The sequence below is a fragment of the Providencia sp. PROV267 genome (genome assembly GCF_028477825.1).
Classification (GTDB): Bacteria; Pseudomonadota; Gammaproteobacteria; order Enterobacterales; family Enterobacteriaceae; genus Providencia; species Providencia stuartii.
The window spans coordinates 56,321-68,821 of sequence record NZ_JAMPLX010000011.1; the positions used below are offsets into that span (position 1 = coordinate 56,321).

Sequence of the window (12,501 nt, forward strand, 5' to 3'; positions counted from 1 at the left end):
GATAACTGACCTCGGAGAAAAGCAGACGCTGTCGCTTCACTTTTTTTGATTACAAGTCAGTAGGCTACCTATATTGTTGTATAGGTGGTTTGAAAATTAAATATATCCTAAATATAGATTAACAAATTATGATAATTCTCTGATGAGTTTTTTTTAAATAAAGATTTTACTTTTTTGTTTTTAATACTAAATTAGAGAATAGACTGAGATAGCCATAAATATACATTTTGATGCTTAGGTTGAATTATTGGGGAATAACATAGTTACTGACGTAGGTCAGCTTAGAAATCGGTGATTTTACTGTTATTTATATATGTTCACTGCTATATGAGCAGCTTTTAGAATAACCATTATTAGATTTTTATTGTCTTAATAGTATTTAAGACTAGTTAAAATTCAATTATGATTTTTATCTCTGTGTGTTATTTTTTGTGAATAATACCTCGGTAATTTTACTGTTACTATTTTCCCTTGTCTGGTGCAGTGTATAAAACGAGGGATAATTATGATGATTGAAATTTTTATAATATTTTATTTAAAAGAGATGTTATTGCGGATAATGTTATCATTCTTTTGAAAATGTATTTTTTGATAACTCAATAAAAGAACATAAGTAGGATGTTTCTATCCTACTTAATTATTCATGACCATGAATATTTCAATAATTCGCATCTTCTGAATCACCCCCCAAGTAACCCAAACATCAAGGATAGCTGCTCAAAAGCTTGATGAATCAGTCGTTCACTGTAACGAGGAAGAATCGAAATAATTAACCCAAGCATACTGATACCGATAGTTAGAGTCAGTGGAAAACCGACCACAAACACCGATAACTGCGGAGTCATTCGGTTAAGAATACCGAGAGCAAGGTTAAGTATCAGAAACAGCGTGATAAATGGTAATGCCAACATCAATCCATTAATAAAAATGCTACTCGCAAATTGAGCCAATGACCAAAAGCCATCTCGACTAAGAGGGGAAACTTGAATTGGGATCAATTCAAATGAGTGAATAAGAATATAAATTAACCATAAATGCCCATCAAATGAGAGAAAAAGCAGCAACATAATTAAATTTAGAATACGCCCCAAAATAGGCATATTTGGCCCACCGGTTGGGTCGAAGAACGTTGCAAAAGATAACCCCATCTGTAAACCAATCACTTCACCGGCATGGCGCACAGCCGCAAATGCCATCTGCATGGTCAGTCCAATAGCCACGCCAATCACGATCTGTTGTACGATGACCCATAACCCCATCGCTGAAAATAAGGGAATGTTAACGACAGGAAGTTGCGGAGAAACTATTAAGATTATAAAAAACGCTAAGATAACTCGTACCTTAGTAATGGATTGCTTTTCATTAAAAAAGGGCGCTGTACCAAACAGCGCTAAAAGGCGTATAAAAGGATAGAAACCTTGGCTTAACCAGAGTGTGAGTGTCTCACTGGTAATCGTTAACATGATTAGCCAATAATAAAGGGCAGATTACTGAATAGCGTACGCATATAATCCAGTAATAGGTTGAGCATCCAAGGCCCTGCAATAATAATTACCGCGATGACCGACAAAATTTTAGGGATAAATGACAGCGTCATCTCATTCACTTGGGTTGCAGCCTGCAACAAACTGATCGTCAACCCTGCAACGAGTGCCGCCAATAATAGTGGGGCCGCTAACATTAAGGCAATTTTCATTGCTTCAGTGCCCAGGGCCATAACCGATTCGGGTGTCATTGTGATCCCTTAATTAAAAAAGCTTTGTGATAAAGAGCCAAGTAATAATTGCCATCCATCAACCAGAACAAAAAGCATTAATTTGAACGGTAAAGAGACAGTGGCGGGTGGCACCATCATCATCCCAAGCGCCATCAAGACACTGGCAACCACTAAGTCAATGATCAGAAATGGAATGAAAATAGTGAAACCAATTTGGAATGCGGTTTTTAGTTCGCTAGTGATAAATGCAGGTACTAAAATCCGCATTGGAACATCTTTTGCCTCTTGGATCTCACCGACTTTGGCAATGCGTGCAAAAAGAGCCAAATCACTTTCTCGAGTTTGCCCTAACATAAAAGTACGAAAGGGGGCTGTGCCGCGTTCTAAAGCGGTTTCTAAACTGATTTTATCTTCACTAAATGGCTGATAAGCTTCACGATAGGCTTGGTCGGCAACAGGCGACATCACAAAAAATGTGAGAAATAACGCAAGGCCTAATAATACTTGGTTTGGTGGTGCAGAAGGGGTTCCAAGCGCATTACGCAGCAAGCCTAGCACAATGATAATGCGCGTAAAACTTGTCATCATCAATAACAGTGCAGGGATAAAACCCAGCAATGTTAGAAAAAGTAAGGTTTGGACAGGTAACGACCAACTTTGCCCACCATCGGGTAATGTTCGACTGATTACAGGCGGTAATGATGCTAGAGCTTGCATAGGCAGCATCAATAATAACGAAGCGATCATTGCTGGGGATTTCACAGAAAACATGAGCGCTTCCAGTTAGTTATAATTAGAGAGATTTGAAGCCGCATGGTTGGCGGCATCTTGTTTTTTCTTTAGGATAGACTGAAATGTGAGTGGCTCAGTCACTGAAGTGAGTGCAGTTTCATTTTTAGCTGGGCATTGATGGAGTAAATTAACAGATTGTGCCGTGACACCAAGCACCAGCCATTCGTTATTCATTTCAACCACAACAACACGCTCTTTATTGCCTAGTGAGCAACTCGATTTGACTTTTATTAATGAGGGTTTACCTAAATTTCTAGGCGCAAAACCAAGTTTTTTCACTAGCCAAGCACCGGCCAATATCAACAAAATGATGCCACCTAACGCCCCTGAAACTTGCACTAAACTATCGCTATTGCTAATCGCAGGGGATATTTGGCTGCTAGGTTGTTCGGTCTGGCTGATAAAAGGTGTTGTTTTCATTTCAGTCTAGTCTCCGCTGTCTTATTAACGACTTAAACGGCGCATACGCTCTGAAGGTGTAATGATGTCCGTGATACGGATACCGTAATTATCAGAAACGACTACAACTTCACCTTGTGCAATTAAGTAACCATTAATGAGAATATCCAATGGCTCACCGGCTAATCCATCGAGAGAAACGACAGAGCCTTGTGACAAACTTAATAGCTTTTTAATCGTCATTTTTGTGCGCCCCAGTTCGACAGAGAGGCGAACGGGGATATCCATAATAAGATTGATATCAGAAAGCTGATTGAGTGCATTTTGCCCATCAAGATTTGCAAACGCCTGTGCACCGGCAGAGGCGGATTCCGCTTTCTTTTGTTGCTCCAGTGCCTCAGCCCATAAGTCCTCACTGTCGTGATTGGTTGATGCATCAGGAGAATTCTTCGCCTCACTCATTGGTACTTTCCTCATCTAGAGTGTTTAAAACAGGGTTAATCAAATGTTCTACACGCAATGCATATTGGCCATTTTGGGTTCCGTATTGACTGGTCAACACAGGCACGCCATCAACACTAACGATGAGGCGATCTGGCTTCTCAATAGGGATAACATCCCCTTTTTGCAATTGCAGTAAGCGAGATATCCGCAGTGGAATATCGACAAAATTTGCGACTAGCTCTAACTCTGAGCGCTTGACTTGGGTGACTAAATTACTCACCCAAGCTTCATTTTCTTGATGTCCTTGCTCCACAGGTGGGTTAATCAACCGTTCACGTAACGGTTCAATCATGGCAATAGGGATACAGATACTGAATTCACCAATGGTATTTCCTATCTCGACTAAGAAAGGTGTCGTGACCACGATGTCATTAGGCGATGTCGTAATATTGGTAAACTTCACCTGCATTTCGGAACGAACATATTCCACATCAATATCAGCGATAGGCCTCCAAGCATCACGGTAAGCGCTTAATGCCAATTTCAGCATACGATGAATAATGCGCTGCTCGGTATTGGTAAATTCCTTGCCTTCTGAGCGAACAGGAAAACGTCCATCGCCACCAAATAAGTTATCGACCGCGATATACACCAGCGCAGGTTCGAATGTGAATAATGCCGTGCCGCGTAACGGTGGCATATGAATAAGGTTCAAGTTTGTAGGAACAGGTAAGTTACGAGCAAATTCATGATAAGGCTCGATTTTTATGCCACCAACAGTAATGTCAGGGCTACGGCGTAACATATTAAACAACCCCATACGGAATTGGCGTGCAAACCGCTCGTTAATAATTTCGAGTGATTGCATCCGCTCCCGAATAACACGACGTTGGGTATTCGGGTCGTAAGGGCGAACCTGCTCTTTGTCTTTAGGTTGTGTCGCTGATTCATTTGACGATGGTGCGTCATCATTGAGCAACGCATCGATTTCAGCCTGAGATAAAATATTATCGCTCATCTGAATTACCGCAAAATAAATGTCGTAAATAACACGTCGGTGATCTCCTGATCGTTTTCGCCGGGGATCACAGTTGGAGACAAAGTTTTTTTAATGGCTTGCATTAATTGCAATTTACCGTCATGAGTACTGAGTGCTTTCGGCTTCTGCTCTGATAGCAATAACAACAAACGGCTACGGACTTCAGGTAGAAAATCATGCAGTTGCTTGCGTGATTTCTCATTTGCTAATCGTAACGTGATATTGATATACAGAACCCGATCGGGGGATTCGTTCAGTCCCGGAAGGTTGACGGTAAAAGGTTCTAAATCCATAAAAATAGGTTGGGATAGCTTAGGTGATTTCTCTTCCTCATTAACTGAATTTGCCGTCTGTTGCGTTGTCCACCATGTATAACCACCAAAACCCGCACCGGCAATGGCGAGAAGGGCGAACAGCACGAGCAACCCTTTGTTTGAATTCTTAGATGTATTGCTTGAAGACGACATGTTAGCAAAATTCCTATTTATGAAGACCAAACCCACCTCGGGGTTTTTTACTTTGTTATCTTTAGCATTATGGCTTGATTGAGCCAGACTAAAGGGGGGAAAAACGAAACAAAAAGGGGGTAACTCGGCGCTTTAATTACGAAATCACCACCTCTCGTTTAAAAATTAAGCGAATGTATCGATCCCACCTCGTGTGCGAATGGTGGAAGTCGTCGGTGACACTGCCGCCATCTCAGTACTTGTCACGCTGCTAAGCGTTTGTCCGCCATACAGATTTTTTTCGTGACCTTGCTCTGAGTGCGTATCCGCATTCGATTGATCACTAAAGTTATCTTGCCCAACCGAGCCTTGAGCCAAATGGATGCCACTTTCTTGTAACGCATTACGTAAGATTGGCATCATGGTTTCCATCGCGGCACGTACTTGACTGTGAGGCGACACAAAATGCATAACGGCTTGGTTATCTTCAATGCGTAGGTGAACATTTAACGAGCCAAGCTCTTCCGGATGTAAGCGAATTTGTGCATGTGAGACCCCTTGGCGTGAGAAAAACAGCATATGTTGGTTCAATTGCTGTTGCCAGGCTTCACTGCCTAATGGTACTCCCGGCTGCATGGGGATAACGGGCACATTCGTCGAAACTATTTGAGAACTGTTAGGCAGCGGCGTTAAGCTGACCGTTTGAGTGGGTGATGAAGGTGCCATTTGAATGGCATCACTGCCCGTTGTCGGGGTAAATGCCCCTTTAATTAGGGCGCCGTTATCTGCCGTCGCAAAGGTAGGTACGATGGAGCTTGGTGCCTCTTTATCCGCCAGTTTTTTATTTAATGGCATAAAGTCTGAGGATAAGTTTTTGGTTAAGCTCTCGCGGCCTTCATTGAGTGAGAAAAGTGGTTGATCTTTACGCGGCTCTCGCTCATTTTTAATGAAAGCCCCTAATGATGGCGATTCTTCTTCGCCGGCTAATTGCATTTGAGCACTTAGGTCAGTTGGCTCATCCATTGTTGCCATCGCCACCAACGAGTCATTTAAAGGTTGAGTTTTTTGGGCAAATGGCACTAAAGCCGCTCGCTGACCATCAGCAAATTTTGTTGTTGCTGACGACAGGGTTTGCTGATCAACGGCATTTTTCAGGTTAGCTAACCACACTTGCTCAACAGCGTCTGATTGCGCCAATAATTGCGATTGTAAAGCAGGTTGCTCGCTACCGTTGCGTAAGTGGCGGCTATAATTTAGTTGCTCAATTGCCTGCTCTGCTTGTTCCTTTTCTTTTCCCGTGGATGGCTCATGGCCTTTGGTTGTTAAACGCTCATCAGCACTTGTAGGCTTTTGATTAGCCTGCTTGTCCATCGTTGGTTCAGACGTAGACGCTTTTTGTGGCGTGGGTTGCTGGCTTTCCAACGCGGCTTGAAAAGGCACCACCGCCTCTTGATTATCATCAGCACGTGATTGATTTGGCTGCGTATGGCCGTTTTTAGCGCCATTTGTTGCCGTAATGGCTGGAGAGCCTGTATTATTGACGTCCATTTATTGATTTCTCCGTAACATTGCGCGCTGAGCATATTCATCCATCTGCTTTTGCTCTAGGCGGTTTAAACGTTGGTTTTTAGTTTGCTCAGCACGTTGAATTAAAGTGTCGAATGCATTGACGCGTTGCTGTTTTTCTTGCCAATGGCGGTTAGCTTCGCTAACACGTTGCTCCCATAATGAAAGCTGTTGCTGCTGTTGCTCAATGGTGAGTTCTAATGTGACTAAAAACTGCTGGTAGTTTTGCCATTTATCAGCATCTATCCCACTGTGCAGTGTTTGGTTTAATTTTTGCCGATATTCAGCCTGATAGTTCTCTAACATATTGAGTTGTTGAGTCATTTGTACCTGCGTTTGTCGAACTTGGGCCAACACCTTTGCGGCTTCTTCTGAGGCCTCAACGGCTAAACTCAATAATGTATCTAACGCATTGTTTTTACTCATTTAACCCTCATTACTCATTTGGAACAGCATGCACCAATTGTTCGCAAGCACTTTGATAATCGCAGCGCTCATCAATGTCTTGTTGTAAAAACTTCGACATACGGGGGTAATATTGGATTGCCATATCTAACAGCGGATCACTGCCTGTTGCATACGCACCCACATTAATCAGATCGCGGTTGCGTTGATAACTGGAGGTGAGCTGCTTGAAACGTTGGATTTGGCGATAATGTTGTTTATCAATTAACTCTGTCATCGCTCGGCTGATTGATGCCTCAATATCGATAGCCGGATAGTGGCCTGATTCCGCCAGTGATCTTGATAGCACGATATGCCCATCGAGAATGGCGCGGGCAGAATCTGCGATAGGATCCTGTTGGTCATCCCCTTCGGTTAATACGGTATAAAAAGCGGTAATAGAGCCACCATTTTTGCCGTTACCTGCCCGTTCGACTAATGCAGGTAATTTGGCAAAAACAGAAGGTGGATAGCCTTTTGTTGCAGGAGGTTCACCGATGGCTAAGGCAATTTCTCGTTGAGCCATACTGTAACGGGTGAGGGAATCCATGATCAGCAATACGTTTTTTCCTAGGTCACGGAAGTACTCGGCAATCCGTGTCGCATAAGAAGCCCCTTGCATACGTAATAGTGGCGAGACATCAGCAGGTGCCGCAACCACAACGGCACGTTTTAAGCCCTCGGCCCCTAAAATATTTTCGATAAAATCTTTGACCTCACGACCACGCTCACCAATCAAGCCAACCACAATAATGTCAGCCTGAGTGAAACGCGCCATCATGCCGAGTAAAACACTTTTTCCGACCCCTGAACCTGCAAATAGCCCCATGCGTTGGCCTCGCCCAACGGTCAGTAAGGCGTTAATGGCGCGTACGCCCACATCCAAAACACTATGGATAGGCGTGCGTTCTAATGGGTTAATAGGAGGCGTGATCAATGGCGCCCGTTGCTTGGCGTCTAATGGGCCTTTTCCATCGAGCGGTGTACCTTGCGCATCAAGAATGCGTCCTAATAGTTCATCCCCTAATGGCAACAAACGACTGGTTTGTCCATCATCACCGTTAGTTTGTGCATAGACGCGCGCGCCCGGCGCAATCCCTTCTAGGTCAGCAAGTGGCATCAATAGCATGCGTGGGCCATTAAAACCGACAACTTCACAAACCACTTCGTCATGGCGATCGTTAATGGCTCGTTCGACAAAGCAGGTGGCGCCTAATGGCATCTTGATCCCTTCTGCCTCCATGACTAACCCGGTTATTTTTGTCAGTCGTCCATAGCGACGTATCATTGGGATCCCTTTCATTCGGGATTCAAAGCCTTCAAGTGCAGCAATCCAGCGACTCATTCGTACGGTCATGAGAGTGTCTCCGGCGCGTAGAGGCGGCATAGCTCTTGCCAGCGTGTTGCCACTGTCATATCGATTTCGCCATCTTCAGCGACGACACGACAACCACCAAGATGCAGCTTCGGATCGCCAACTAAGCGCCAGCCATTCAAATTCAGCAGCGAGCCTAAATGTTGCTCGATCAATGCTGTGTGAGCTGGGTTGACGTGTAGTTCAGGTTGCCCAGAAAACAGCGGTTTTTGCTGTAACAAATGGCTGATCTCTTCCAGCAAGGCCGTGCCATCACAAATGGTGGATTGACCGAGCACTTGTTTTGCGGCAGTTAAAGCAATTTGTAAAAGCTTAGTGGTGATCACCGTATCGAAACTATCTAATGAATAATGAAATTCAGATAGCAGCTTTTGCCATGTATCAATAATTGGTTGCTCCTGAGCCAGTGCTTGCTGGCGGCCTTGCTCTGCACCTTCGCGTTGGCCTTGCTCAAAACCAGCTTGATAGCCTTCTTTTTTACCTAGCTCATAACCTTGTTGGAAACCTGTTCGTTGAGCTTCTTCTTTTAAGTTATCAAGAATATTAATTTGTTCGAGTACCTCTTGGGGTTCAAGACACGGTACTGCTGGTTTGGTTGGCTCAGGGAGTTCCTCCGGTGAAGAGACACCGGAGGCGTTGAGATCCCATTGATTCAGTTCGCGCAACTGCCAAGGTTGCCATGCTTCTGGATTAATCGGGGATTTAGACATAGACATCGTCTCCACCACCGATGGTGATCTCGCCTTTTTCTGCTAGGCGACGGACAACCATAAGAATGGCTTTCTGCTCGTTTTCCACTTGAGACATGCGTACTGGTGAACGGGATTCCAAATCATCGCGCACAATTTCAGCCGCACGAACAGCCATATTGTTGAGGAAGTGGTCGCGTAGAGCTTGATTGCAGCCTTTGAGCGCAATAACCAGAGAGTCGTTGGAGATCTCTTGTAGGATGCGTTGAATACTGCGATTGTCGACTTCGATAAGGTTTTCAAATAGGAACATTTCATCAATAATGCGTTGTGCCAATTCACCATCGTAATCGCGCATTGCGTTGATAACGCTTTCTTCTTGCTGATTTTTCATTAAGTTAATAATTTCAGCCGCTGTTCTTACGCCACCCATTTTGCTGCGTTTGAGATTTTGTCCATCAAGCAGATTATTGAGGACTTCCGTCAGCTCTGCTAAAGCAGCAGGTTGCACACCACCAAAGGTTGCGATACGCAACATAATGTCATTGCGTTGACGCTCTTCGAACAGTTCTAAAACATCGGCCGCAAGGTTACGCTTAAGGTGAACTAATATGGTTGCGATAATTTGTGGATGCTCATCACGAATAATATCGGCCACAGTTTGTGGCTCCATATAGTTAAGACTTTCAATACCTGATGTGCTCTCTTGCTTATCGAAAATATCTTCAAGTAGGCTAGCTGCGCGCTCTTCACCCAGCGCTTTAACCAGTACCGAACGGAGATAATCATTGGTATTGATATTTAATGCCGCAAATTGAATCGCCGATTCTTCAAACTCAGTGAGCACTTCTGCTAACTCATTGTTAGAGATTTGGCGCATGTTTGAAACAGCCATACTTAGTTGCTGCACTTCTTTTGGGTTCAAATGCTTAAAGACCTCAGCGGCCTGATCTTCGCCGAGAGTCATTAGCATCACGGCACTTTTTTCGGTTCCACTTAACATTATTGTGCTTTTCCTAACCACTGACGGATAACCATTGCCACGACTTGTGGATCTTTTTCAGCCATTTCACGAATACGCTGACTTTGGATCTCTGCACTCACACGTTGGCGAGTTAAGCGACGACGGGTTTGTTCGTCCATATCTTCATTAATTTCTTCATCGACCACGAGAGGGGTTTTAGGCTGAGCCGCCACAAACACTTCTGCCGCCGATTGGGCTTGTTGAGTTTGACGATATTTCACCCATTGTGGTTTGACGCCGAAACGCCACATCAACCAAGCAATGATGGCTATCAAGATGATTTTGCCGTAATCCAACACTTGAGCGATAAATTGAGGGTTTTCAAGCATGGATGGTTGTTCTTCAACGACAGTATCGTTGGTAAACAATGAGTTAGTGATACTCAGTGAATCGCCGCGTGTGCTGGAATAGCCCATCGCTTCACGGGTTAACGACTCAATTTGCTGCATCATTTCTGGTGATAATGGTTTCATCTGTTGTGTGCCATCTTCACCATCTTGCGGTAAATAGTTGATGATCACAGCTACGGATAGTCTGTCGATAACGCCAATTTGACGTTGGGTATGGCTAATTTTGCGATCGACTTCGTAGTTTGTGGTTTCATCACTTTGTGAAAGGCTAGAGCCATTATTAGAAGGGCTATTTTGTGCCGAATTTGCACCTTTATTATCGGTAGAAATAGGGGCACTTGGCGCACTTGGTGGCTGATTAGATAGCGCACCTGGCACACCACCTACACCACTGGTATTGTTTTGCGAGCTTTGGCTATTTTGGCGAGAGCGTACGGCTGCGCTATTTGGCGTTTGATTAGGCTTATACTCTTCGGAGGTTTGTTCAACCTTCGAAAAATCCATTTGTGCCGTGACTTGGGCATGCACATTAGCGCGTCCCACTAAAGGCGAAATGATGTCTTCAATGCGCTGTTTTAGATGGGATTCCATCTCTTTGGTCATTTTAATTTGCGCATTGTTGGCAGATTGTTGGCTATTATCATTATTTGTGAGCAAGCGACCCGTTTGATCAACGATGGTCACGTTAGCCGCCGTTAGGCCAGAGACACTGCTTGATACCATATGGACAATTGCCGTGATTTGTCCTTCGTCTAGCATGCGTCCGGGCAATAAGCCGACGGTCACCGAAGCGGTGGGGAGTTTCTGTTCACGGACAAATAATGTCGGTTTGGGGATAGCTAAATGCACTCGTGCATTTTGAACAGGACTGAGTGATTCAATCGTGCGTGATAATTCACCTTCTAATGCACGTTGATAGTTAACTTGCTCACTAAATTGGCTAATCCCAAACTGCTCTTTATCTAATAGTTCAAAGCCTGTATTGCCACCTTTAGGTAATCCTGATTGTGCCAATTTCAGACGAAGTTCATGAACTTTTTCGGCGGGTACTAAAATTGCACTGCCGTTATCCGCAATTTGATACGGTACGTTCATTTGGGTTAATTGGCTGACAATATCACCGCCATCTTTTGCGCTGAGATTGCTTAACAATACACGATAATCCGGACTGCGTAGCCAAAGAAGTAGGGCGACAACGACGGCAATCGCTGCGGCGCCAGCAATCATTAATGGGATTTTTGGGGATGCTTTGAAGCGTGCTGCAATAGATGCAAACCCTTTTGAAGCTTCTCCCGTCTCTTTCGATGCGGCACTCATAGATATTCCCTGCCTTGCAGAATCAACAGATGAAAACACTTTTGGCGAAACAATGTTATTCCCTCTTCGTAACGTCACTTTTTTACGCTGCTATTATTGATGACTCTGATAAATCTAATGACGGAATCAGCCTATCATTTTGGTGTTATTTATCGGCTTCAAGTTAAAAAGGCTGTGTTAGGGTATGCAGCTATATAAAACAGCGATGGTTGTTCGCACAGACATTGAAGAGAAGAAAATGACAATCCAAGCAATTGAAGGGGTGTTGTCGCAGCTACAGACAACGGCATTACAGGCCGCAAACCATCAAAAACCGGTGGTTGAACCCGTTGGATTTGCCGATCATCTGGTTTCAGCGGTTAATCAAATCAATACCGTGAGAAACCAATCGGCAAAACAGATAGAAGACTTTACATTAGGTAAAAGTAATGTCTCGTTAAATGATGTTATGGTGGATATGCAAAAAGCCAGCTTGAGCCTACAAATGGGGATCCAAGTGCGTAATAAGTTGGTTGCGGCGTACCAAGAGGTGATGTCGATTCCTGTTTAGCAGTCGCCCTCGCTCGTCACCTTTTTCACCTAACGGTATTGTCCACACTCGTTCGCCCTAGTGACATGCTTATGTATGCTCCTAGGGTTTCTTGCCTTTGCTATTTTGTCGGAACACTAATGTTATAGCGCTAGCTTGCCACTGTTTGCACCCTCGTGTGTTGGCGATGCTCGCCCTCGTTACATACTTGTGTATGCTCTAGAGTCTCTTTCTTTTATTACTTTGTTGGAGCACAAAAGTCATAGAGCTAGATATTGGGTCAATTATACCTTGCAAAAGAAGGCACAGAGGTATTGGCTCCGCGAGTGAAAAACTTAAATGGAACGTTACATTAATAAATTAAAGATAA

Annotated in this window: 14 protein-coding genes; 1 reads left to right on the forward strand and 13 read right to left on the reverse strand. The window is 44.0% G+C overall.

The genetic code is table 11. The features are described 5' to 3' along the window. Positions 1-680 precede the first annotated feature (680 nt). The 13 genes from fliR to fliF form a co-directional block, all read right to left on the reverse strand. Entirely contained in the window at positions 681-1,463 is a 783-nt protein-coding gene (gene fliR, locus PR709_RS08840; protein WP_004918654.1) for a flagellar biosynthetic protein FliR, read from the reverse strand. A 2-nt stretch (positions 1,464-1,465) separates the two neighbouring features. Beyond that, complete coding sequence (gene fliQ / locus PR709_RS08845) at positions 1,466-1,735, reverse strand: flagellar biosynthesis protein FliQ (RefSeq protein ID WP_004918656.1); 270 nt, start codon at positions 1,733-1,735, stop codon at positions 1,466-1,468. A 9-nt stretch (positions 1,736-1,744) separates the two neighbouring features. After that, positions 1,745-2,488: a flagellar type III secretion system pore protein FliP gene (gene fliP / locus PR709_RS08850; RefSeq protein WP_014658072.1), complete on the reverse strand. Its 744-nt coding sequence runs from the start codon at positions 2,486-2,488 to the stop codon at positions 1,745-1,747. 12 nt (positions 2,489-2,500) lie between these two features. Next, positions 2,501-2,929, reverse strand: a complete 429-nt coding sequence (gene fliO / locus PR709_RS08855; protein WP_004918662.1) for a flagellar biosynthetic protein FliO — start codon at positions 2,927-2,929, stop codon at positions 2,501-2,503. A 24-nt stretch (positions 2,930-2,953) separates the two neighbouring features. After that, on the reverse strand, positions 2,954-3,370 hold the full coding sequence (gene fliN, locus PR709_RS08860; RefSeq protein WP_004918665.1) for a flagellar motor switch protein FliN: 417 nt from the start codon (positions 3,368-3,370) through the stop codon (positions 2,954-2,956). Next, positions 3,363-4,370 (reverse strand): flagellar motor switch protein FliM, encoded by a 1,008-nt coding sequence (gene fliM / locus PR709_RS08865; protein ID WP_004918669.1) that lies wholly within the window; start codon positions 4,368-4,370, stop codon positions 3,363-3,365. Before fliM ends, fliN begins: the two co-directional genes overlap by 8 nt. A gap of 5 nt (positions 4,371-4,375) precedes the next feature. After that, on the reverse strand, positions 4,376-4,858 hold the full coding sequence (gene fliL, locus PR709_RS08870) for a flagellar basal body-associated protein FliL (RefSeq protein ID WP_004918672.1): 483 nt from the start codon (positions 4,856-4,858) through the stop codon (positions 4,376-4,378). A 165-nt stretch (positions 4,859-5,023) separates the two neighbouring features. Continuing rightward, on the reverse strand, positions 5,024-6,385 hold the full coding sequence (locus PR709_RS08875; RefSeq protein ID WP_154611443.1) for a flagellar hook-length control protein FliK: 1,362 nt from the start codon (positions 6,383-6,385) through the stop codon (positions 5,024-5,026). Next, the gene (fliJ, locus tag PR709_RS08880) at positions 6,386-6,829 is read right to left on the reverse strand and encodes a flagellar export protein FliJ (RefSeq protein ID WP_004918676.1); all 444 of its coding nucleotides are present in this window, start codon (positions 6,827-6,829) and stop codon (positions 6,386-6,388) included. Positions 6,830-6,839: 10 nt separating this feature from the next. Continuing rightward, entirely contained in the window at positions 6,840-8,204 is a 1,365-nt protein-coding gene (fliI, locus tag PR709_RS08885; protein ID WP_004918680.1) for a flagellar protein export ATPase FliI, read from the reverse strand. Next, positions 8,201-8,932, reverse strand: coding sequence for a flagellar assembly protein FliH (gene fliH, locus PR709_RS08890; RefSeq protein ID WP_004918683.1), 732 nt, complete (start codon positions 8,930-8,932; stop codon positions 8,201-8,203). The genes fliI and fliH overlap by 4 nt, the downstream gene beginning before the upstream one ends. Continuing rightward, a complete protein-coding gene (gene fliG, locus PR709_RS08895; protein ID WP_036944176.1) occupies positions 8,925-9,917 on the reverse strand; it encodes a flagellar motor switch protein FliG in 993 nt (330 codons plus the stop codon). Before fliG ends, fliH begins: the two co-directional genes overlap by 8 nt. Continuing rightward, entirely contained in the window at positions 9,914-11,602 is a 1,689-nt protein-coding gene (gene fliF, locus PR709_RS08900; RefSeq protein ID WP_004918690.1) for a flagellar basal-body MS-ring/collar protein FliF, read from the reverse strand. The genes fliG and fliF overlap by 4 nt, the downstream gene beginning before the upstream one ends. Before the next feature lie 238 nt (positions 11,603-11,840). Here fliF and fliE point away from each other — a divergent pair, with 238 nt between their 5' ends. Next, positions 11,841-12,152, forward strand: a complete 312-nt coding sequence (gene fliE / locus PR709_RS08905) for a flagellar hook-basal body complex protein FliE (RefSeq protein ID WP_014658077.1) — start codon at positions 11,841-11,843, stop codon at positions 12,150-12,152. The last annotated feature ends 349 nt before the right edge of the window (positions 12,153-12,501 follow it).

Coding starts and splice junctions, on each gene's coding strand:
- fliH (WP_004918683.1), bottom strand. CDS start 8,932: ATGTCTAAATCCCCGATTAATCCAGAAGCATGGCAACCTTGGCAGTTG.
- fliE (WP_014658077.1), top strand. CDS start 11,841: ATGACAATCCAAGCAATTGAAGGGGTGTTGTCGCAGCTACAGACAACG.
- fliI (WP_004918680.1), bottom strand. CDS start 8,204: ATGACCGTACGAATGAGTCGCTGGATTGCTGCACTTGAAGGCTTTGAA.
- fliP (WP_014658072.1), bottom strand. CDS start 2,488: ATGTTTTCTGTGAAATCCCCAGCAATGATCGCTTCGTTATTATTGATG.
- fliQ (WP_004918656.1), bottom strand. CDS start 1,735: ATGACACCCGAATCGGTTATGGCCCTGGGCACTGAAGCAATGAAAATT.
- fliL (WP_004918672.1), bottom strand. CDS start 4,858: ATGTCGTCTTCAAGCAATACATCTAAGAATTCAAACAAAGGGTTGCTC.
- fliR (WP_004918654.1), bottom strand. CDS start 1,463: ATGTTAACGATTACCAGTGAGACACTCACACTCTGGTTAAGCCAAGGT.
- fliO (WP_004918662.1), bottom strand. CDS start 2,929: ATGAAAACAACACCTTTTATCAGCCAGACCGAACAACCTAGCAGCCAA.
- fliF (WP_004918690.1), bottom strand. CDS start 11,602: ATGAGTGCCGCATCGAAAGAGACGGGAGAAGCTTCAAAAGGGTTTGCA.
- fliN (WP_004918665.1), bottom strand. CDS start 3,370: ATGAGTGAGGCGAAGAATTCTCCTGATGCATCAACCAATCACGACAGT.
- fliJ (WP_004918676.1), bottom strand. CDS start 6,829: ATGAGTAAAAACAATGCGTTAGATACATTATTGAGTTTAGCCGTTGAG.
- fliM (WP_004918669.1), bottom strand. CDS start 4,370: ATGAGCGATAATATTTTATCTCAGGCTGAAATCGATGCGTTGCTCAAT.
- PR709_RS08875 (WP_154611443.1), bottom strand. CDS start 6,385: ATGGACGTCAATAATACAGGCTCTCCAGCCATTACGGCAACAAATGGC.